We start from the raw sequence: 20,159 nt of genomic DNA, 5'->3' as shown, positions 1-20,159 counted from the left end.
GTATTGCTAATTTAATTAATCTGTCACGTTAATTATATCAGATAATCATTGCTAGGGGTTAATTAATGGTCGTTTGTGTTGATAATGTTGGCGGTGAAATCGAGCTAGACCCTTTTATTCGGGCTTTTGTAAAAATTCTTAAAGCGCGTGGGATTCAAGGCAAAGAAGTGGCCGAGTGGACTGGCCGCACCCCTGGGAATATTTCCCGAATTCGCAATGGCGAGGATTCCCCCCGGCTGCGGGATTTTATGCTGATTTTGCTGGCGATCGAGAAGAGATGCCCTGGTTTTTTTGATGATTTTTGTCGGCAGCTTTCGGGCCAATCCCGCCGCCTAACCATCTCTCCTGAAGAGTTTGTTAATTCTTTGGATTCTTCTGAATTTGCAGCACTAATGATCGCTGCTGGCCGCCGTCTGGCGAAGGGGGCAGCTTCTTATGAGTGCTAATAATTCCAAGACTGATATTAATTTCATTGAAGAACAAATTAAAGCTCTTTCGCCAGAGGATCGAGCGGCTTTGCTGTCTCGGCTGGCTCCTACCGTGGTTTTTTGCGGCTCTTCGGTGGTGTCCTTTGGTTCCGCTGTGCAGATCAATAATTCGCAGGATTTAAATGCTTTTATTGATAAGATTCCCCCCGAAGCTTTGGGGGAATTCTTAAAAGCGATCGGGACTTATATAGTCAATCACAAGGCCTAAAAAGTTGGTTTATTAAAGAATCTCTAATAATTCTTTTGCCAATTCCGATGGTTTTGATAGCCCGCGCAGGGTTTTGCGCTTTCCTTTTAGCACCAATTCAATTCGATCTCGCTTCTCGGCCAGCAGGGTATCGATCGCCTCATCGATCATGCCTAATTGAATCCAGTAGGCATTTACCGTATTTTTCTGCCCGATCCGATAGCACCTATCTTCGGCTTGGTCCGCGTCTCCTGGTGTCCAGGGGCGATCCACTAAAATCACCTGATTCGCTGCAGTTAGGGTTAGCCCCACTCCCCCGGCTTTAATCGTGCCGATAAATATCTTAGATGTGCCACTCTGGAAGCGATCAACTATCGCTTGCCTCTCCTCCTGTTTCGTTTCCCCGGTGAGCAGTTCACAGGGGGCGATTTGACTTAATGCTGTGTACAGTGCTTTTGCTGATTCTAGATACTCGGTGAAAATCACCACCGCTTGCCCTTGTTCTAAAAGCTCGGCTGTGTATTCGATCGCTGCTGGGACTTTGTAGAGGCTGCCTATCTTGCGGAGTGCATTGATCGTTACCAGTGCCTCGGCTCCTTCTTTTACTTCCCCCCGCTTCTCCCGCTCCCAGTATTCGGATATATGGCGATCGATCTCTTGGCGGTAGTTTTTACTGGCCTCTCCCTCTAGTAGGATCGGGATTAGAGATCGCAGTTTCGGTGGTAAATCGAGGCATTCCGCTTTTTTGCGGCGTAAAATTACGTCCTCGGTTTTTTTGCTTAGTTCGTCGAGGTGAGCCGCGCCGGTATTATCCCAGATGCTCTTATTTCCGATCGCTTTATGGTGGGCGTTGCAGTAGTATTTCTGAAATTCCCAAGGATCGGCCGCGAGTGGGTGCTGGGTTATCTGCAGCAGGGGTAAAAGGTTAATCGGTCGTCCATTCTTGATCGGAGTCCCTGTTAAAAGCCATGTTCCTAAGCAGTTTTCATGATCTGCTAATGCCTTTAATTCTTTAGTTCGCTTGCTATTTTCATTTTGGGCGTAGTGGGCCTCGTCGGCGATCACTAGGTATTTTTTTGATTCCAGGGCTTTTGGCATTTTTGCCCAGGAGAAGACTTCGATCGCAGCTCCGGCTTTAGCCGCTTCCCGGAGCCAATTATCTTTTAAAGAAGCTGGGCAGATTACAAAGACTGGGCAGCCGTGAATTTTTGCCATTGCTCTGGCCGCTACTAATGCCGATAGGGTTTTTCCCAATCCCATATCATCAGCGAGAATTCCCCCGCGATAGATGCCCCCCATGCGGTGTGCTAGTAGCCACTTCACCGCTTCCTTTTGATGGCTGAAGAGGTGGCCAATCCCGGCTAGGGGGCGATCGAGTTCGGCGGCTGCCACCAGATTTAAGATATCGTTGGCGGCGGTTTCGGCCTCTTTCTCTCTTTCGGCCAGTTCTGCCGCTCTTTCTGCCTCGATCGATAGCTGGATTCCTTCGATCTCAGGATCGATCGAGTATTCGGGAGAGGGAAAGGCTTCGATCACTTCGATCACTTTTGCTAGGGGGTATCTCCAGCTTTTATCACTGCTATCAAATCGGTATCCTTCGATCGCCTTGGCTTTTTTTTGGAATCTTCCCGTGGCATCATAAGGAGCGTACACGGCAATTTTGTTTTCTAGTATCTCGATTCTGTAGGGGGATTCTTCTTCTTTACTCTCGAATTTATCGGGGTATTGAGCCTCGATCGCCTCCCAATCTGGTAGGGTGTAGCCGGCTGGCTCTAGCTGGGATTTCTGATATTTCTGGATCATCTTTAGCCCGGCCTTGGCTTGATGCTTTAATAAGCTTCCCGATGCGATCCTGCGGGCTAACCAGTGGCCGAACTCTGTATCTACTTTATTGAATCCCCGCCCGTCTTCTTTTCTCGTGCCGTCGCATTGGTTCGAGAGATAGAGGATCGCGCTTTCTAATCGGTTATCCTTCGATCGAGCTTTCGCCTGCTCGATCGCCTTCTCTAGATTTTGCTTTAGTGATAGTAGTTCCTCGATCGAGGCTGTTTCGAGGAATTCTTCAATCGTTTGGGCTTTTTCGGTCTTTTCGCCATTATCAAGCGATCGAGCGTAGCGCTCGATCGCCCCTAGCAAAATCTCCGGCACTCGGATCGCCCGCGTTGGTAGGTGTCTCCAGCGCGGTTGTTGCTTGGGTAGTTGGTCGGTTCTGGGGTTGGGATTGGCCATTTTTTACTGATGCTCCGTGCTAGTCTCCGGCTCCCCCCTCCCCAAGAGCGGGGGGAGGACGACGGCGGGGAGGGGATGCCAGGGCGGGGGAGGCTGTGGCGGTTCCCTTTTTTTTATTCTATGCCGTGTACACTGCTTTCGTCAAGTTTTTTTAGATTGCGCTTTCTTCCCCCCGTGGGACAGTAGGCGCGATCTTCGCTAAATACTTGAATGCCTATCCCGGCTTCTCCTAGGGCATAAGTGAGCTGCTTTACCGTATTTTCGCTGAGGCCGGTAATCTTGGCGATTTCCGAGTAGGATCGAGGTCGATCACTAATCGCCTCTAGTACCGCGATCGCAGTCCTCAATCGCTTTTGTAGCAGGGGGTAGAGCCACTCCTGTTCCTCGGGGTGCAGTTCCCAGTATTTCCGGATGTTGGGGCCGCATTCTTTGATGTATGCTTTTGTATCTTCATTCATAGTGCCTCTTTAATTCCTGCTTCTAGAGCCTCTTCGATCGAGTCGTAGGATCCGCTTAAATATGGGTCTGATTCAAACTCATAAAAAGCGCCGACTCCGCCATTTTTATTGATGGCAAAAGAGTATTTATTTTTATCGATCGGGCATAAATACACATCGATATCTAGTCGATGCTGGCCTTGTTGCTTGCGGGCTGATGCGAGCGATTTCATCACTTGATCCGCCTCCCATTGGTGGCCACAATTATCGCAGTAGATAATCATGCTTTCGGGGCTTTTTCTGTAAGTTTCTGAGGATTGGCATTGGGGGCATTTCATAGTTTTTTTAGGTGTGGGGTGTGGGGTGTGGGAATTATCACCGATAACTGATAACTGATAACTGATAACTGATAACTGATAACTGATTGGGGTGGGTGGGTGGGGTCTTTATAATGGGATTACCACCGATTAGGCTCTTGTCAGATGTCCGGTTCGGTGGCTTTCGCTTCTTTTATTATGCCACGTTAACAGGGAATAGTCAACTATTTTCTTAGCCGTGTTATCATGGAATTTTAAGCAAGGTAAGATATGGCTGGTAAAGGAGCGCCAAAAGGAACGGTAAATAATCCCAAGGGGATCAATCAGTATCCTGGTGATCGCGCTAATAAATCGATCGGTGTGCGGCTTTTGAAGGAGCATGATCAGCGAGTCCGGGCTAAGGCCCAGTCCGAGGGGAAAACGATCACAGCTATTCTTGATGAGGCGATTGCTCTTTATCTGTCCCTTAACCCCTAGCAAAAATCCCCACAGCGAACGGTGGGGACTTGCAAGATTTTTTCTGCTTAAAATTCGCGATCAATTGGCGGAAATCTCCAAATATCAGCACTTAAGAAGCGGATTCCTGCAAATGCTGCGGCTTCTTCATCTTCTAATTGATCGCCCACCATTAAAGCTTTTGATGGATTTTTAAAACATTTTAAAGCTGCGGAAATCATGCCACAGTTAGGCTTTCTAAATTGGCCTAAAAATTCTCTGCGGATTTCATGGATTAAATCTATATTTTTTCGGCTTATGCCGTAGCACAAATTCCCCTCGAAATCTGGGCAAAAGTAAATATAAGAAAGCAGGGGAAATATTTCTAAAGTTCTTCGCTGTTCCTCGATCGCACTTTTTAAGGATTTATGCCCGGCGGCTACTCCGCCCTGATTGGTGATTCCTATCATTATCCATCCTTCTCGATGGTAAATTTTCATAGTTTTTATAGATCCTTCGATTGGCTCCTGATCGTTTGGATCTTCGATGAATTTTCCGCTAGTAGGCCGGCGGATCGTGCCATCAAGATCGAGTAATAAAGCTTTCATTTTTTCAAATTTTCCCCTACTAAATGCTTCGGGGAATCCCTAATAGGGATTAGATAGTGCCTCAGACTTGTTAGGTCTCAATCCCTAATAGGGATTCTTTCAGGCTTAAATCGATTTAGCTATTTACCATTCCTCTGGCCGCGTTTCTTCAGTAAGAATAAGATTGATTCGAGTAAGTACCTTTCCTCGATAGGAATCAAGGGAAGCGATAGATCGGTGATTAAAGTTCTTTGAGCGATCAAAGAATATTTCGGAATTTATGCGATCAATTATGGGATTACTAGAAGGGAAAAACATTGATTTGTCCTCTCGTGTTTTGTTCGTTTACTGCTGATAGCTGATTACTGAGCGCTGGTAACTGACAAGAACTTTATTCTGGCTTTTCCCAATTTGATTCAGAAAATCCCATTTTCCAAGCTAATTCTTTAATTTTTGGCTGTACTTCGGCGTGGCGGGGAGCCTTGCCTAAAATTATTCCTTTTGCACAATCATAATTTTCTTCAGGATTTTCAACGTAATTTTTAATTATCCCCATCTCTTGTAATTCCACATAGTATTGGATAAGATCCTCGCTTGCATATTTCTGAATTGTAGAATCAATATAGGCAATGGCGCGGGTGCCATTTTCTTGAATCTCTTTTATAGAAGGAAATCGGCTTAAAAGAGATGGGGATAATTCAAAATCAGGAAAAGCAAAGATTATTTTAGGAAGAAAATCAATTTCAATTTCCCATCTTTTCTTTTGAGGATTCCATGCAGGTTTTTTCCCATAAAAATAGTGTAAATTTTTCAATTGATCAACTATACTTGGATCATACTTAGGAGTGGTAAGGGAAGCTTTAATATTGACATCCTTGAAAAAAATTAATCCGATCTGGCCTTTTGGTAGCTTTGTCAGCTGCCGATCTAGCTTTCGTAAAGTTTCTGGGATCAGCGATTCATACCATTCGCGCATTAATTTAGAAGTTTCTTCGATTTCGCTCTCAAAATTATAATTTTCCATGATAAGTAATCTCCTAATTGTGTACTATTGACTGATAACTGATAACTGATATAGCGTTTCCTGTTCGCACGAGGTACATTATCGATATTGAAAAGCTTAATCAGCAAAGGTTTAAGTGTGCCACACAGATGTGAGAACCGCTATAACTGAAATTAATACTCGGACGGCAACATTAGCACGCCCCCGCTGCTCATATTGACTAAATAAAGGCGGATCTCCTGAATAGGAAAATCAGTAAAAGGGATTTTTTGTTCGCAAGCAATATCGTCGGTATCGCGTTCGCAGGTGAGAACTGCTGAGTTATCATCACTAACTTTGAGCTTCCAGAATTGCAAATCAGCAAGGTACTGATCACGGCGGATTATTTTTTCTAGTTGCCAAGAGGCGATCGCATCGAGTAGCCAGTAAGCCCCCCCATTTTCTGCGACATACTTTATCCCGTCAGTGTACTTAAACGGATAAAGGGGATTAGTGTAGTAATTTTCCGTGCCAGTGAATTCGCTAAGATTTTCTAGTTTATTCATGATTTTAGTCTCCTAATTGTGTACTGATGACTGATAACTGATAACTGATATTTAAAAGTGCTGAATAATCACCCCTCCTTCAAATTTGATAATAGTAGTCTGATTCTCAAAGTAGGTAAATGCAGCCGCTTCGATTTCTTCTTGATCACTATCTTCTGGGGGGATGAAATCATAATCTTTTGCCGCTTCTAAGATGCTAGAATATTCGGAATAATCGCATCGAATAGCAGTTCGATCGAATTCTATTTTCTGATTAGTTTGTTCTTCCAAATCTTCGAGATATTCTATCAATGCGAATGCTCCAGGCCATGACCAATCTGCATTATCATCTTTTTTAAGCAATCTGGTTGCTTCATCAGTGCTTAAATTTATGTGCATTTTTCTACTCTCCTATTGATGTGATTTCGTTTATTTCCCATTCAATGCAATCGAGATTATTTCTCTCGTCAAGTATTTTAATTTTGTGGCTCCCTTCCTTCTCTATACAAATATTAGGGTAAATATCATCAAAGATTTTTTCGGCTTCTCCTTGATTTTCTGCCTCGATAATTACCTCGATTTCTACTCTCATTAATCCTGAGAATTCCTTCATTTTTGCCTCCTATTTTAGGGGGAATTAATCCCCCCCATTTATTAATTATTTAGAGTCCGAATTTTTTGGTAGTTTGGATGAAAAGCGTCGTCGCAATCGCTCTTGCATCTTCTGGAGTGAGGGCTATATCTTCGGCTTTATCTTGGCAGTGCTGATAAAGTTGGGCTAAATTAGCCACATATTCAGCCATTTCTACTTTTTTTTCAGGGGAAAAATTGGGATCGGGCTCAGGGATAGAGTAAGCAGGAATAGGAGGGTTATTGCTTGCTAAATGGCGAGAAACCGGTTTCACTGCTACGGGTAGCTCTGGCAGTGGTTGGCCTAAATTGATCAGATTAGGATCCTCTACTAAAGAGTATTTGCCTTTTGAGTCAAGGGTTAAAGTTAATCGCGCATTCGTAATCACGTGCTTGATCGAATATTCATCGTCACCACCGCGCCATACGGTCACTTTTTCCCCGGTATCGCGTCTTACCGCATCAATCACTGTTCTTTCGCCGTATTTGGTATTTACACGCCGGGCGCGGTCGGTTGCCATTGCTTCAATTAATTGCATGATAAGATCCTTTTGGTTTGATTTAGAGAAAGGCGATCGCATAATTGCAAGTTGGGCGATCGCTTTTCTTTGTTTGTACTTTTATTTTACCACGTTATCGGGGTAAAGTCAAGCAAATTATTGCCAAATCTCGATCGTGAATTCCTCGCCGGGGAATCGATTTTCCATCCATTCAAAAGCTTCTTTTAGGCTATTCGCTTTTAGGTAGTAGCCCTGTCTGTCGGCGATCGAAGTATTGGCGGTGAATTCGTTGATTCGAGTGCATCGGTAAGCCATAATCCTTGCTCCTATTGGGTTCTATGCTTTTATTATAGCACGTTATCGGGGTAAAGGTAAGAAAAAATGCCCAGCAAAAGCCGAGCATAGTACAAAAGAACTAAAAAAGAGACAACTGAGCCGGGGGGGGAACGGGAACCCCCAACCACCAGCAAGCCTCCCAGTGCTCCCAATCGATACCAGCCCAAGCAGGGGGAGCCGCAGAACCGGGCAGCCAAAGGAGAACGCGCCGCCCGGAGCCAAGAGCAAAGGCGGCAGACCCCCAAGAACCAGAGCCGCCCCCAAAGAAGCGCCGCGCCGGGAAGACTCCGGCCGGGCAGACCGGGGAAGAGGGCAGGACCACCAGCAAGCCTCGATCGCCGGCAGCAACTGATCGGACGCAAGCCACCGACCGACGGGCAAAGGCCGAGCGCCCAGACCCAAAACGCCCAGACTCGACCGAAAAAACCAGCAAGGAAGGGGACTCAGAGAAGAAGTCCCGAACCAAGCGATCGACTCCATCCGCGCAACCAACCGAAACCCGGCAGCGAGGAGGGACAAGAGGCAGTAAATCGCAAAGAGCAGCAGAAGAAGCGCGAGAAGGAGAGCGAGAGCCAGAGAATCCAATCGAAAAAACAAAAAAAGGCGAAAACATAAGAAAAACTCCCCGAAACTATTATTATTATAGCGCGTTATCGGGGAAAAATCAAGAAAAAAAAGAGGTTATCTGGCGCGCGCAGCGCGCCAGTCAAGGAAAAAAACTCAAAGGTCCCCGGCGGGCAGTCTGCGGCTGGCGCGCCCCCCCACCAGCCGACCGCAGCGAAGTCTCGGACTCAGAGGCGCGCCAAAGTCCGCAAGCAACCAGAGGGGACCACCCCACCAGCAACTGTCAAGCGACCGCAACCTCTGCTAGATCAGGACTTGGCGGCGGGTGGGGCGGGGGGGTGGGTGGTCGGCGCGAACGAGAAGGTGCGGGGGCATCTTCATCAGCAAGCTTTGGTAAGAAGGATATCCCCCCCGCCCGACGAGCGAAGCAAATTCAAGCTTTGCTGGCAGTTTTTTAGCATGGCTTGGGAGCGCGTCCCGTAGGGCGGCGCGATCGATAAGCCTATTTGCTTGGGATAAGGCAAGCGGAGCGGCGAGGATAAGCTTCAAGCGTGCGGATTAATCGAAATTCGCCGCTCGGCTGGTTATCGCGCAAAAAAGCTTTGCCGTTAGTTTGATTAGTTCGGCATGGTTCCGGATAGAGCGGTAATCTTTCATAGGATAGCTTTCAGGCTGCGCCGCGCGAGGGATGGGAGGGAGCCGACCGGTAGGGAGGCGCGCGTAGCGCCGTAGCGATAGCGAAGTCCCGGACAGCCCGGCCCGTAGGGCGCGCCCCGATGATCCTTTAGGGAATCTGGTACTCCTTCCTGTTTTCTCGATCTCGCCGTGGCCATCCTTCCCTTATCGCCTTTTTCCGCAAGCCTTCGATCGATTTTGGCCAATCCTTCCGGCGCTGGCCTAGTATTTCCTTCAAGGTTAGCCATTGGCCATCTGGTTCGATCGATTGGCCGTGCTTTTTGTCGATGGTGGCATCATCTAAGCTTTTATCTAAGTTATCATCTAAGGTGTTGTCTAGCTTATCATCTAATTCATTATCTAAGCTATCATCTAAGTCTTCATCTGGTCTATCGTTGAAAATCTCGCTGTAGCTTTCGTATAGGCTACTATCTAAACTATCATCTAAGCCATCATCTAAATTAGTATCTAAGCTCTCATCTAGTCTTGCCTCTATAGCTTTTATTTGATGATCGATCGCGATCGATCTATCTTTTATTTCCCGATCAATATCCTTTATCCGATTATCAAAATCTAAAATCCACTTGGAGATCGATTTTTCAGTAGCATCTAATCTATCATCTAGCTTGGCATCTAAGCTATCCTCTAAGCTTTTCTCTATTAAGATTCTGAGCTTGTCATCTAAATTATTATCTAAGCCTGCATCTAATTGATCGATTAGGAACTGCTTGGCTGCAAGATTCTCGGTAAGCTCTGGGTATAGCGATCGGAGTTTGTCTAGGTATCGATCGCTGATCGAGAAGGAAATTACTTTACTCATAGCATTTAATCTAAGATGGTATATGGTACATATTATATAGCATCTTAGAAGTAATCTAACCTACCATCTAATAAAAGTATCTAATTAAGATTAGATGATAATATTAGATGCCATTATCCGAGATAATAGCGATCAGTCAAGAGGGTGATCGCTCGTTTAGCGGGGGAAGTGAGTTAACGATCTTCACGGTTTCCAGACTCACCCGGACGATGCGCTTCACAAGGTCAATGATATAGCGGGGGTCATCGGACCAGTCATTAGGATCATTAACGATGCCGCTATCCTTATCTTTAGTGATTTGATAGCGTTCCATGATCCACTCGATCGCCGATTTCCCGTTAACGATGTAATCGTAAGCTTCTAGGGGAATGTCCGAGAGGTTGATGTGGCTATTGTAGATAATCATGGTTTTGTCTTTGTTTCGCTTGCCAAAAATCATTTTTTCTACTCGATATTCTTTCTCGTCCAGATAGAGTAAATCTTGATATTCATTGAGGGGATACGGTTCGATCGTTTCATAGTTGAGATGCCAGTAGGCTAATTCTCGTCCGGCTTTGCTAAATGCCCAAAAGTCCTGAGCGTAGGGGATACGGGGTAGCATCTTTTTCAAGTCCGCCGCGAATCGGGTTTTATATTTTGGGCTGTGTAGGATGCCGTAAACGTAATAGAAGATATCTTCTTTGGTAAGAGTGCGATCGGTGTAGGTATTTTGGAAATCAGTTAGGATAGAGTTGGAGATGTTTTCTTTGCGGGTATAACCCTCAGTTTCAGTGAATAGCGAGGTTTGATCTGTTTTTTCTTGCTTTTCGTGGGTGTAGAGGGGGAAACATTGACCATTATGTTGAAAATGATAGTCAGTGATAGTATTTGTTATTAGAACTGAAACATCTTTTTGTGAACCAACGCCTGTAGTTATAATTACCAAATTTTCTATTGTTTCGTTAGGGAAAAGTTTTAATGTTTGTCCAGGTCTTTCATTAAAGTTTTTATCAAAATATAACCACTGTTTACAATAAGGACGATAACAGCATTGACGTATGGATTCTTCTTCATAGCTATATTTCATGCCCTTTATAGCATTCTTTTGTAGATTAGCAGACCAGCTGATGCTTTTTGGATCATTACCAATAATTTTGTCAGGTTCTATTTTTTTCGTATCTGAATTGCTACAGAAAATTAGATATTTGGATACTTGTTCGTTATAAAAGTTGATCATTCTGCTGATATTAGTAGATACATTTTTATAAGAGAAGTTATAAACCCAAGTATCTCGACTTGTAACAATACCGCTTGAACAAACATCAAAAATAGTTTTAGTCGTCTTATCTTTCTTATCACCTAAAGAAATAAAACTTTCAAATATATCATTACGTTGGTTAATCCAGTCATAGCTTTTATTAGGGGTTATTTTTTGCCATTGAATAGCAGAAATAGCACCAAATTGTTGAATAACACTTAGCTTTTGTTCACGGGTTAAATAATCACCAATGTCGTGATAAAAAAGTTGGCAATCTCCCGTTTTTTCTGGGTTTTTTATTAATAAGATAACAGCAATACTAGCGCGACTACCTGAGCCAAAAATTTTACCTCCTTCTTGTCGTGAAGTTTCCCCTGATGTTCTTTGATTTCCTCTTAAATTAAAACAGTAGATACTGCTAAATTCATCAATTAGACATTTTCTCAAACCATCAGCGTAATTACTATCAATAAAATTTCCATTAATTACATAACAAACTATTCCATTATTTTTTATTCTATCACTAGCCCATCTTAGGCTTCTAATTTCTGACCCGTAAAGATTTCTTTGTAATTGGGCGGCAGAATATTTAGCATAAGAATTTTCAATTTGTTCATCTAGCTTTTCATATTTTAAGTTTTGATTATTATCATTTGTGCTTTCTTGTTTAGCTGAATAAGGAGGATTGCCAATAATAACAGTAATATCTCTTGACTTTTGATTAATAACTCTTTGATTATTTTCAGGAAATATTTTTTCTAGCAAATAACCATCATTTTCAAACATTTGAAAAGTATCAGTCAAAACAATACCATTAAAGGGTTGATACTCTCCACCATGTAAACCGTGATAGGTTTCCTCGATATTAATAGCCGCTATGTAATAAGCCAATAAAACAATCTCGTTAGCGTGTAATTCTTTGGTGAACTTTCGCTCTAAATCTTCTGGTTTAATCAGACCACTTTGTAAGAGTCTGACAATAAAAGTTCCTGTTCCCGTAAACGGATCAAGAATGTGAACCCCTTCATCCGTTAAACCAACTCCAAATTCTTGTTTTAAAGCTTGGTCTGCACTATTAACAATAAAATCAACTACTTCAACGGGAGTATAAACAATGCCTAACCGTTCCGTCATGCGGGGAAAAGCAGATCGAAAAAATTCGTCGTAAAGTTTGACAATGATTTTCTGTTTGCCCTGGGTGTTATCAATACCTCCAACCTCTTTTTTTACACTCTCATAAAACTTGTTGAGAGTAACTCGATCCTTTTGAAAAGACTGGGTTTCAAGGGTGTCTAACATCTTCTGCATCGCTACCGAGACAGGGTTAAGCTCCGTAAATTTATAACCTTCAAACAACGCATCAAAAACAGGTTTAGTAATCAGGTGTTGGGATAACATCTCGATCGCTTCATCTTCGGAGACATTAGGGTTTAAGTTTTCCCGTAGTTCCGCTAAGAACTCATCAAAGGCTTCTCTATGTTGAGTTTCTGCACTTTCTAATAGTGCCTTGATGCGGGAAATATGACCCTCGGCAATCGTGGCGACATCCTTAGCCCAATCTTCCCAATAGCGGCGATCACCACACTTGAGGACGATCTTGGCAAAAATGGCATCTTTCCATTCTTCTAAGTTGGGAAAATTGATATTAAGCTGGGTGACTTTAGGGGAAGTGTTGCCGCTTACTGAGTTACTATCCTTACTGCGTCCACCAACCCCAATTATATTAATTTCTGGCGGGCGTGCCTTATTTAGTTCGATCTGATTAACAATGGCATTAAACCGATCATCATGCGCCCGCAGTGCCTGTAAAACTTGCCAGACTACCTTATATTTATCGTTATCTTTTAGGGCTTCCTCTGGGGTCATATCCGTGGGAATCCCGATCGGTAGAATGATGTAGCCGTATTTTTTCCCTTCCGCCTTTCGCATAACCCGGCCTACCGATTGCACCACATCGACGATTGAGTTACGGGGGGTTAAGAAAATAACAGCGTCTAGGGCTGGAACATCTACGCCTTCTGATAAACAGCGGGCATTGGAGAGAATCCGGCAAACATTAGCCTCGGTGTCTTCTTTAAGCCAGTCTAGTTTGCGGTGTCGCTCTAAAGTGTTGTGGGTTCCGTCAACATGATCGACTTCACAGTGCAGAATATCCTCGTCGGGGTGAGTTCTGCGGTATTCGTCAATGATTTCCGAAAATAGGGATTTAATTCGTTCCGACTCTTTAATAGAACGGGAAAAGGCTACCGCTCGGCGCATGGGGGCTAAATCTTCGGAAATCGCCTGACCATCGGCATCGCTGGCCATCCGTTTTGATAACCCATTCCAGCAGCCTATAATTTTTACAGCATCCTTTAAATTTAATTCGTTGTTACTGTCTGCTAATTGTCTTTGGAAGGTTGCGCTAACATATTTTTCATCAACTGCTAAAACCATTACTTTGTAGTCAGTTAGTAAGCCACTGCTAACCGCTTGATAAAAACCTAAGCGATGAAATTCTGGGCCATAGTAACCTTCATCATCCATTGAGCAGATTACAGCATCATTTTCTTTGGCTTTAACTTTAGCAGTTTCCCCATATAGTTTAGGGGTTGCTGTCATATAAAGCCGTTTTTTTCCTAGTATAAATTTCTGATCATGTACTTTCTGGAAGTGAGACTCATCGTCTCCCGATAGAGTAACCCCGGTGGTGCGGTGGGCTTCATCACAAATAATTAGATCAAACTCTGGCAAACCCAACTTTTGAGCATCGGCGATCGCTTGGATGGATTGATAGGTAGAGAAGATAACGGTTAAATCTCGCTTGCCTGCCAGTAGTTGAACACGGGCGGCGATCGTTTTGGCTTCGGTGGTGGGGGGAAGTGCCAAATCGTAGGCGTGAATGTCATCGGTGTCTGACTGCTCCGCTTTCCGTTTTCCGGCTTTGGTATCGGAACAAACCGCGACGCTATGTAAACTAACCGTCGCTTCTGCTGTCCATTCTCTAAGGGTTTGGGAGAGTAGAGAAATTGAGGGAACTAAAAATAGGATTTGGCCGTTTTGACTGGCAAACTGCTCGGCAATCTTGAGGGCGGTAAAGGTCTTTCCCGTACCGCAAGCCATGATTAACTTACCTCGATCGCTAGTTTCAAAACCCGCCATGACCTTGTTTAAGGCATCGATTTGATGGGGTCTTAACTGCTTTTTCGGTCTTAGATTGACCTTCTGGGGACGTTTAAGGCTGAATTGGTTCCAATCAATCGGACTATCGGCTAAATCCTCGACTCTTAAGCGAGTGACTGGGGGATTCTGGTTAAGAATCGCATCCTCGGCATTTTTGCTCCACCGATCCGTCGTCGAGACGATCATGCGCTTGGTGAAAGGAGATTTACCTGAAGCGGTAAAGAATGAATCTATGTCCTGCTTTTCAAGGGTATGGTAGGGATCATAAAATTTGCACTGAACCGCCCATATATCCCCTGTCGCTTCCTCTTCTGCGATTAAATCAATCCCTGTATCTGGTTTATTGTTCCGCTTAGGCCATTCCATCCATAGCCAAACATTGCGAAATCGGTCTTTATACATCGGATCATTTTTCAGATAGGCCAACACCAAGCGCTCGAATTTGTCGCCCATGTCGCGTTTAGATGTTGCCGCCTCTCTAAATTCCTTGAGAATGTTCTGAATGGTCACTGCTTTCTAACAGGCTTATCTGAAATGGCTATATTTTTAGAATACCTGAGTCGATCAAAAAGGGAATCAATCCTAAGCAAAAAGCAATGATAGCGATTGCTAAATCTGGGCTTCCCCGTTGACAAAAGGGCATAACCTGTGCTTTTGGTAGCTATATCATACATCTAATTTAATTAGATAACTATATTAGATGCTATTTTACCTAAGAGTTAGGGGAGGCTGTGGCGAATCTCTTGTTCTTTGATTGCTTTGGCAAAATTTTCCCCCTGATTTTTTGTGGGGGCTTATAAAACAATGGAAGTGTACATTATTGAGGTACATTATTAATGTTGAAAAGCTTAATCAGCAAAGGTTTAACTGTGCCACATAGGGGTGAGAACCGCTATAATGCAATTTTTCGGTCTTTTTATCGAAGATTGAGATTGATTGTTCGGCATTTGTTGCCCTTTTTAAAGGCTATCGCTGCACTCATTGCAATCGCTAAATCTCTAGGGTTCTTGTAATCCAATCTAAATTCGTAAGGCAAGGGAGAGATATTTCTCAATCTTGCCTTTAGCATTATTAGAGTTAGTGATCGCCGATCTTGTAGGTTGCGTTCCCTAATGTAGATCCTAATGCTCTAGCGATCGATTTTAAGGAACGCGCCATGTACAACTATCCCCCAATAGCGATCGCTAAATAAATCCCACAGCATCCCGGATATTCTCATCCGTAACTTCCAGATATAAAGCTAAAGTTCCTAAGCTTGAGTGTCCAGAGATTTTCTGGATGGTTCGCAGTGGTACGCCCGCCGCGTGCATTCGGGTTAGAGCAGTTCTTCGGAAGCTATGGGTGCTGACCCCCTTAAATCCCAATCGATCGCAAGCTTGCCTTAATGCCAGATCGGTATAGGCGCGGGTTAGAGGTTTGTCGCCTGCCCTGCCGGGGAAAAGGTATTCGTTCGGGGAAGCGATCGAGTTGATGTAATCATTAAGAATTTTTTCAAGGTTAGGAGAGATAGGTAGCGATCGGCTGCCTTTTTTGCCTTTAGTATTTGCTTTTCTTAATGTGATCATCCCATTGCCAACGTCCCCCGCCCGGATCGATAAAGCTTCGCTGATTCGGCAGCCGCAAAATAAGCAGATTGCAAAAATAGCCCTATCTCTGGGATTGAGAAGATTAAAGATAGCTGCTACTTCCTCATCGCTGAGAATTTTGGCTTGGCCGTTACGATCGCGCTTCATGGGAATGGGAAAACTTGACAAAAGATTCATTTTAGCAAGTCCTTCTTAGTTTTATGGATTTAGGGCAAAGAACGCTATATATAGTGTAGAGACACAGCTTCTCAGACACTATATATGGATTATCTGCAATCATTAATTTGGTACTCGACTGATCCATCGGGATTGATCCTTCCTTTTGCCTCTACCCCATAGAAAAGCTCCCAGATGGTGACTAATGCCAGGGAATAAATGATCAGGCTCACGCCTGCGATTACTAAATTTTTCCGATTTATTTCAATTGATCGCATTTTGCCTCGCTGTAGCAAGTGATTTGGTCGAATAATTTTAAGTAATTAACCACAAAGAAAAAATAGGCGATCGTAACGGCGATCGATAAAATTGCTATTATTATTCGCAGCTTGTAATCTAAGCTATCATCTAAATTCTTATCTAAGCTCTTATCTAAACTATTATCTAAACTCTTATCTAAACTATCATCTAAACTATTATCTAAACTATCATATAAGCTACCATCTAATCTATTTTTTAAGCTATCATCTAAGCTCTTATCTAAGCTTTTCATTTTGCCTCCATATCCAAGGTTCGATCGCTCGCCTATTTGCGAATAATCCGATTTTTTTTGATTGGGCCGCTTGAAATTCCCTATCGATCGAACTCCAGATCGGGCAATTTCTTTTAAATCGATCGAATGCCCAAACTGTGCCGGCATGAGCCTGTAGCGATTGCACTGCTTGCCATTTGCCACTATCCATAACGTAGAGGACAGCGATAGTTCGGCCAAATCGATCGGTATTTATTCGATCGATTTTTACAGGCCTATCTTTGATTATTTCTCTGAGATGATCCCTAGAAGCTTTTCCAAAAGGCTGCTTTAATTCAGGCGCATCTATGCAAGCTAATCTTATCTTTTCTCCCTTGTCGGTGGTGCAGGTATCACCATCGTGGCAGCGGGCTATTTTTACTTTTTCCCCTGCATCGCCTTTGGATTGGGATTTAACCCCTAGCAAAATTATCGCGATTAAGGCAATGATCAAGAGAGGATATTTTCTGCCCATATTACTGCCCTAAAGGAATAGCAAAATAGGTTACATAGGTTCCGTTAATTTGTCGGCACACTGGCGGCCTTACCGTCCTAAGTAACTGAGAATATCTGTACTGCTGCCCCTTAAAGTATAGAGTACCATCGCCATATTTCATTGGCACTAGGCCCCAGCCGCAATTATTAAGAGCTACTTTTCTTACTTCTTCTCTTTGGATTCGAGAGATAAATTCGCCTTCTGGCTCTAAATTGGCGATGTAAACGGTTCTGGTGGCTGGATTCCAAGCATTATTGCCTAGCCCTCCCCTTGCACAATCATAATTAGATATTTGCGGAAGTGATAGGTAGTCGATCGGATTCCCATCATTGATTCTTAAGATTGGTGCTGGTGTTGCTTCTGGTATTTTAACTCTGCCAACTCCGCAGTAATCAGCTTTTCTCAGGGTATTGGTTCGTATTCTGTCAGTCCCCGATACTTCTGCGATTGTATTTGGCTGTCCAGTTAATACGATAAAGTCGCCGCGCCGATCATCGGTGCGATAGATTTCGCGGCCTTGAAATGGTGTCGCGTTAATCCCTTCACTAAAAAAAATAACCCCTAGCAAAATTAAAAACTTTCGCATTTTCTCACTCCAGATATTGGCCGATCTCGCTGCGCGAGATCGGCCGATTGTATTAGTTGGCGGCTTCATATCTTAAGTACACAGGGCTGCCGCTGCTGCCGACATTCCGGCAGATAGGCCCGTAGTTTTGCGAGGTTACAGATCCTAGAGTGTAGCTCGTTCCTCCGATCGTAAAGCTGAAATCGCTCCCCCAGGGATTTCCTTCCTGTGGTTCTGTGAATCGTGCGATCCCGCAGCCATTGGCTGTTGCGTTACGATTGCCAGATGCTTTTACAGCTACGGTGGCCGCTTGGCTGGGGGTGTATCCAGAAAAATAGAAATTCCCGCTCGGATCTCTTCGCGCTGCGCTAGTCGTTCCTCCGTCCCATGGCGGGGTCGATCCATTGCACACCGGTGCGCCGCTTAAGCTTACTGGATTAGCGATCGATCTTGCCGTTCCATTGATATTGATACTGTCTGGTGTGGCTTGATTCGCGCTCACCCGGACGATGCCGCAGCTATTGGCTAGAATCGCTGTGGGTCGGCTGCCGCCATTGGTGGTTAGCTGAACTGAGGTATTAGGGCTGTGTCCACGGGAGTAAATTACATCTCGTCCGCTTTCTACAGTTTTCACTACTTGAGCTTGAGCGCTGGTCCCGATTAGCGAGAATATAGCCGTGGCTGCTATCAGAAGTTTTCTCATGATTCAGATCTATAGATTAAGTGCCTTTCTTATCTTTTACCAAATAGTTTTTATTTTTTGCGGATTTTTTTTTAATTTTCTTCAACCCCAATCACCAAGATTTTTACTTTGGTTAACTGCGATCGCATTCGCGACCATTCCCGCCATACTAAAGCTTTCTGGCGATCGTATCCGGATAATTGGCTTAGATATCCCTCAGAGGTTCCTTGGCCAAATCGGTAAGAAATCCGGATAATTTCAATTCTAGCTCGCTCTCTTCGCGCTATTTCTTGCTGTATCTGAAAATCTCTAGCGATTTCTTCTAGTTTCAAGGTTTCTACTAGAACTAATTCCCTGAGCCGATTCGCTGATTCTGCCCGGTTTCTTTGCAGTTCCGCCACCTTGATCTGTAAATCTCCGATCGCAATTACTCGTGAGGCTGCTTCGCCCCCTCCCTGTAATCCCTGCCAATTGAACAGGCCGCCTAGTAGTTCCCCGGCGACATTTCCCAGTACATTACCAAAGATTAAGGTTAGGGGGTTGGCGATTAGGGGGCTATCTTTATTTATTTGCGCTGCTGGGAAAGTTCCCCATAATAAAACTTGTAAAAAAGGGCTAAAAGTGCTGACATTGATAGTTTTTAGATTGCTCGATCGCGCTTCGGCGATCCTATTTTCTGCCTCTTCTATGCGTGCATCCATCTCTTTAAGAATCGGCGATCTAGAAAGTGCTAAAGACTGTAATTGTAGGATGCAGCTTTCTGTGGATTCAAGGCAGGGAAGATCCCCTTTTAATTGACTCCAAACATCCTCGGCTATTTTATTCTCGATCAGGGAATCAAGATCAGGTCTTAGTAATGGGTTATCTTCTGTTTTTGGTGTGTCATTAATTTCCCCTTCTACTGGCTCCGTTTCTGTGGGGATTACCTCCTCTACTGTCGGCGGGATTGGGGTAGGATTTGCCAGAGTTTTAAGGGGCAAAAAAGCCAAGGCGATTAAGATTATTAAGTTTTTCATCGTACTCCTTTCCTCCATGCCCAAGGAGCGATCGGGTTTGCTGATTTCCACAAGCCCGCTCCTCGATCTCTCGCGCTTTGTTCGGCTCTTTTTAATCCCATAAAATCGCCGCATTTCGAGGCATATTGCGGGTAATACCAGGCTAGGCCTGCTGATAGTAGCCGCTCCTGAATATTTATATTATTTACATAAATAATCGAGGCGGTTCGGTTAAATCCTCCGTCACCTCTATTGACTACTTCTAATTCTTTCCCCACAGTTAAGCTGGCTAGGTAATCCGTCGCCTCTTGTCCGAATGGCTGGTTTGGTTCGGGTGCATCTATGCAGGCGAGTCTTAGCGGTTTGTTATGGCAAGATACCCGCAAGCTGTCACCATCATGAATGCCGGTTATTTCGCATAATTTTGTATTTGCGCTGGTGGTTGGTATTGCGCTACTGATTAAGAGAATTGATAAAGTGATTGCGTTTTTTTTCATTAGCTTAGGAGATAGGAGATAGTAGGAATTTTAGCTGATAACTGATAACTGATAACTGATTACTGATAACTGATTACTGATAACTGATTACTGATAACTGATTACTGATAACTGATTACTGATGTTAGCAATCCTTATAAAAAATTTATTTTAATTTCAATGCCCGCCGCTAATATTGCGCCAATAGCTGCGCCGTAAATTCCTGCGATCAATCCACCCAGGGCTGCACCTCCTACTGTTACCACCATCAGGCGATCCGTTTTATCCCAAAATTTTTCGGTACTTTTTTTGTTAATTTTCATAAATCGTTCTTAATAGTCATATTTATTATTATAACTGATAACTGATAACTGATAACTGATAACTGATAACTGATAACTGATAACTGATAACTGATAACTGATAACTGATAACTGATAACTGATAACTGATAACTGATAACTGATAACTGATAACTGATAACTGATAACTGATAACTGA

General features: G+C 43.8%; 22 protein-coding genes. 3 read left to right on the top strand and 19 right to left on the bottom strand.

Annotated elements, in window-relative coordinates:
* Positions 1 to 65 precede the first annotated feature (65 nt).
* A complete protein-coding gene (locus tag H6G48_RS25155) occupies positions 66 to 446 on the top strand; it encodes a helix-turn-helix domain-containing protein (RefSeq protein WP_199328897.1) in 381 nt (126 codons plus the stop codon).
* Positions 436 to 696, top strand: coding sequence for a hypothetical protein (locus H6G48_RS25150; protein ID WP_190723779.1), 261 nt, complete (start codon positions 436 to 438; stop codon positions 694 to 696). The genes H6G48_RS25155 and H6G48_RS25150 overlap by 11 nt, the downstream gene beginning before the upstream one ends.
* A 12-nt stretch (positions 697 to 708) precedes the next feature.
* On the opposite strand, the gene H6G48_RS25145 is transcribed toward H6G48_RS25150, so the two are convergent.
* From H6G48_RS25145 to H6G48_RS25135, 3 genes are all read right to left on the bottom strand, one after another.
* Positions 709 to 2,904, bottom strand: a complete 2,196-nt coding sequence (locus H6G48_RS25145; RefSeq protein ID WP_190723778.1) for a DEAD/DEAH box helicase — start codon at positions 2,902 to 2,904, stop codon at positions 709 to 711.
* A gap of 113 nt (positions 2,905 to 3,017) precedes the next feature.
* Entirely contained in the window at positions 3,018 to 3,362 is a 345-nt protein-coding gene (locus H6G48_RS25140) for a helix-turn-helix domain-containing protein (RefSeq protein WP_190723777.1), read from the bottom strand.
* A complete protein-coding gene (locus H6G48_RS25135; protein WP_190723776.1) occupies positions 3,359 to 3,679 on the bottom strand; it encodes a zinc ribbon domain-containing protein in 321 nt (106 codons plus the stop codon). The genes H6G48_RS25140 and H6G48_RS25135 overlap by 4 nt, the downstream gene beginning before the upstream one ends.
* Before the next feature lie 249 nt (positions 3,680 to 3,928).
* Between H6G48_RS25135 and H6G48_RS25130 the strand changes: the two genes are divergently transcribed.
* Positions 3,929 to 4,135, top strand: a complete 207-nt coding sequence (locus H6G48_RS25130) for a hypothetical protein (RefSeq protein WP_190723775.1) — start codon at positions 3,929 to 3,931, stop codon at positions 4,133 to 4,135.
* Between the two features lie 47 nt (positions 4,136 to 4,182).
* On the opposite strand, the gene H6G48_RS25125 is transcribed toward H6G48_RS25130, so the two are convergent.
* The 16 genes from H6G48_RS25125 to H6G48_RS25050 all read right to left on the bottom strand — a co-directional run bounded on the left by H6G48_RS25125 (position 4,183) and on the right by H6G48_RS25050 (position 19,981).
* Positions 4,183 to 4,701, bottom strand: coding sequence for an HAD-IIIA family hydrolase (locus H6G48_RS25125; RefSeq protein ID WP_190723774.1), 519 nt, complete (start codon positions 4,699 to 4,701; stop codon positions 4,183 to 4,185).
* 370 nt (positions 4,702 to 5,071) lie between these two features.
* Positions 5,072 to 5,704 carry a hypothetical protein gene (locus H6G48_RS25120; protein WP_190723773.1) on the bottom strand — a complete coding sequence of 211 codons (633 nt, stop codon included), beginning with the start codon at positions 5,702 to 5,704 and terminating at the stop codon, positions 5,072 to 5,074.
* Positions 5,705 to 5,856: 152 nt separating this feature from the next.
* Complete coding sequence (locus H6G48_RS25115) at positions 5,857 to 6,228, bottom strand: DUF6876 family protein (RefSeq protein ID WP_190723772.1); 372 nt, start codon at positions 6,226 to 6,228, stop codon at positions 5,857 to 5,859.
* A 51-nt stretch (positions 6,229 to 6,279) separates the two neighbouring features.
* The gene (locus tag H6G48_RS25110; RefSeq protein ID WP_190723771.1) at positions 6,280 to 6,606 is read right to left on the bottom strand and encodes a hypothetical protein; all 327 of its coding nucleotides are present in this window, start codon (positions 6,604 to 6,606) and stop codon (positions 6,280 to 6,282) included.
* Positions 6,607 to 6,610: 4 nt separating this feature from the next.
* A complete protein-coding gene (locus H6G48_RS25105; protein WP_190723770.1) occupies positions 6,611 to 6,820 on the bottom strand; it encodes a hypothetical protein in 210 nt (69 codons plus the stop codon).
* 49 nt (positions 6,821 to 6,869) lie between these two features.
* Entirely contained in the window at positions 6,870 to 7,376 is a 507-nt protein-coding gene (locus H6G48_RS25100) for a hypothetical protein (RefSeq protein WP_147073539.1), read from the bottom strand.
* Positions 7,377 to 7,493: 117 nt separating this feature from the next.
* Positions 7,494 to 7,652: a hypothetical protein gene (locus tag H6G48_RS25095; protein WP_190723769.1), complete on the bottom strand. Its 159-nt coding sequence runs from the start codon at positions 7,650 to 7,652 to the stop codon at positions 7,494 to 7,496.
* A gap of 1,369 nt (positions 7,653 to 9,021) precedes the next feature.
* On the bottom strand, positions 9,022 to 9,732 hold the full coding sequence (locus H6G48_RS25090; RefSeq protein ID WP_190723768.1) for a hypothetical protein: 711 nt from the start codon (positions 9,730 to 9,732) through the stop codon (positions 9,022 to 9,024).
* A 136-nt stretch (positions 9,733 to 9,868) separates the two neighbouring features.
* Positions 9,869 to 14,641, bottom strand: coding sequence for a type ISP restriction/modification enzyme (locus tag H6G48_RS25085; RefSeq protein ID WP_199328896.1), 4,773 nt, complete (start codon positions 14,639 to 14,641; stop codon positions 9,869 to 9,871).
* Positions 14,642 to 15,315: 674 nt separating this feature from the next.
* Positions 15,316 to 15,894 carry a tyrosine-type recombinase/integrase gene (locus H6G48_RS25080; RefSeq protein ID WP_242034780.1) on the bottom strand — a complete coding sequence of 193 codons (579 nt, stop codon included), beginning with the start codon at positions 15,892 to 15,894 and terminating at the stop codon, positions 15,316 to 15,318.
* Positions 15,895 to 16,132: 238 nt separating this feature from the next.
* Positions 16,133 to 16,426 (bottom strand): hypothetical protein, encoded by a 294-nt coding sequence (locus H6G48_RS25075; RefSeq protein WP_190723767.1) that lies wholly within the window; start codon positions 16,424 to 16,426, stop codon positions 16,133 to 16,135.
* On the bottom strand, positions 16,410 to 16,919 hold the full coding sequence (locus H6G48_RS25070; protein ID WP_190723766.1) for a thermonuclease family protein: 510 nt from the start codon (positions 16,917 to 16,919) through the stop codon (positions 16,410 to 16,412). The genes H6G48_RS25075 and H6G48_RS25070 overlap by 17 nt, the downstream gene beginning before the upstream one ends.
* 1 nt (position 16,920) lies before the next feature.
* Complete coding sequence (locus H6G48_RS25065) at positions 16,921 to 17,526, bottom strand: hypothetical protein (RefSeq protein WP_190723765.1); 606 nt, start codon at positions 17,524 to 17,526, stop codon at positions 16,921 to 16,923.
* Positions 17,527 to 18,279: 753 nt separating this feature from the next.
* Positions 18,280 to 19,254: a hypothetical protein gene (locus tag H6G48_RS25060; RefSeq protein WP_341275527.1), complete on the bottom strand. Its 975-nt coding sequence runs from the start codon at positions 19,252 to 19,254 to the stop codon at positions 18,280 to 18,282.
* Positions 19,200 to 19,679 (bottom strand): thermonuclease family protein, encoded by a 480-nt coding sequence (locus H6G48_RS25055; RefSeq protein WP_190723764.1) that lies wholly within the window; start codon positions 19,677 to 19,679, stop codon positions 19,200 to 19,202. Before H6G48_RS25055 ends, H6G48_RS25060 begins: the two co-directional genes overlap by 55 nt.
* A gap of 134 nt (positions 19,680 to 19,813) precedes the next feature.
* Positions 19,814 to 19,981, bottom strand: a complete 168-nt coding sequence (locus H6G48_RS25050; RefSeq protein WP_190723791.1) for a hypothetical protein — start codon at positions 19,979 to 19,981, stop codon at positions 19,814 to 19,816.
* Positions 19,982 to 20,159: the final 178 nt, after the last annotated feature.

The organism is Microcystis flos-aquae FACHB-1344, from assembly GCF_014698375.1.
GTDB classification, from domain to species: domain Bacteria; phylum Cyanobacteriota; class Cyanobacteriia; order Cyanobacteriales; family Microcystaceae; genus Microcystis; species Microcystis aeruginosa.
This window is presented reverse-complemented; position numbering and strand designations above follow the sequence as displayed.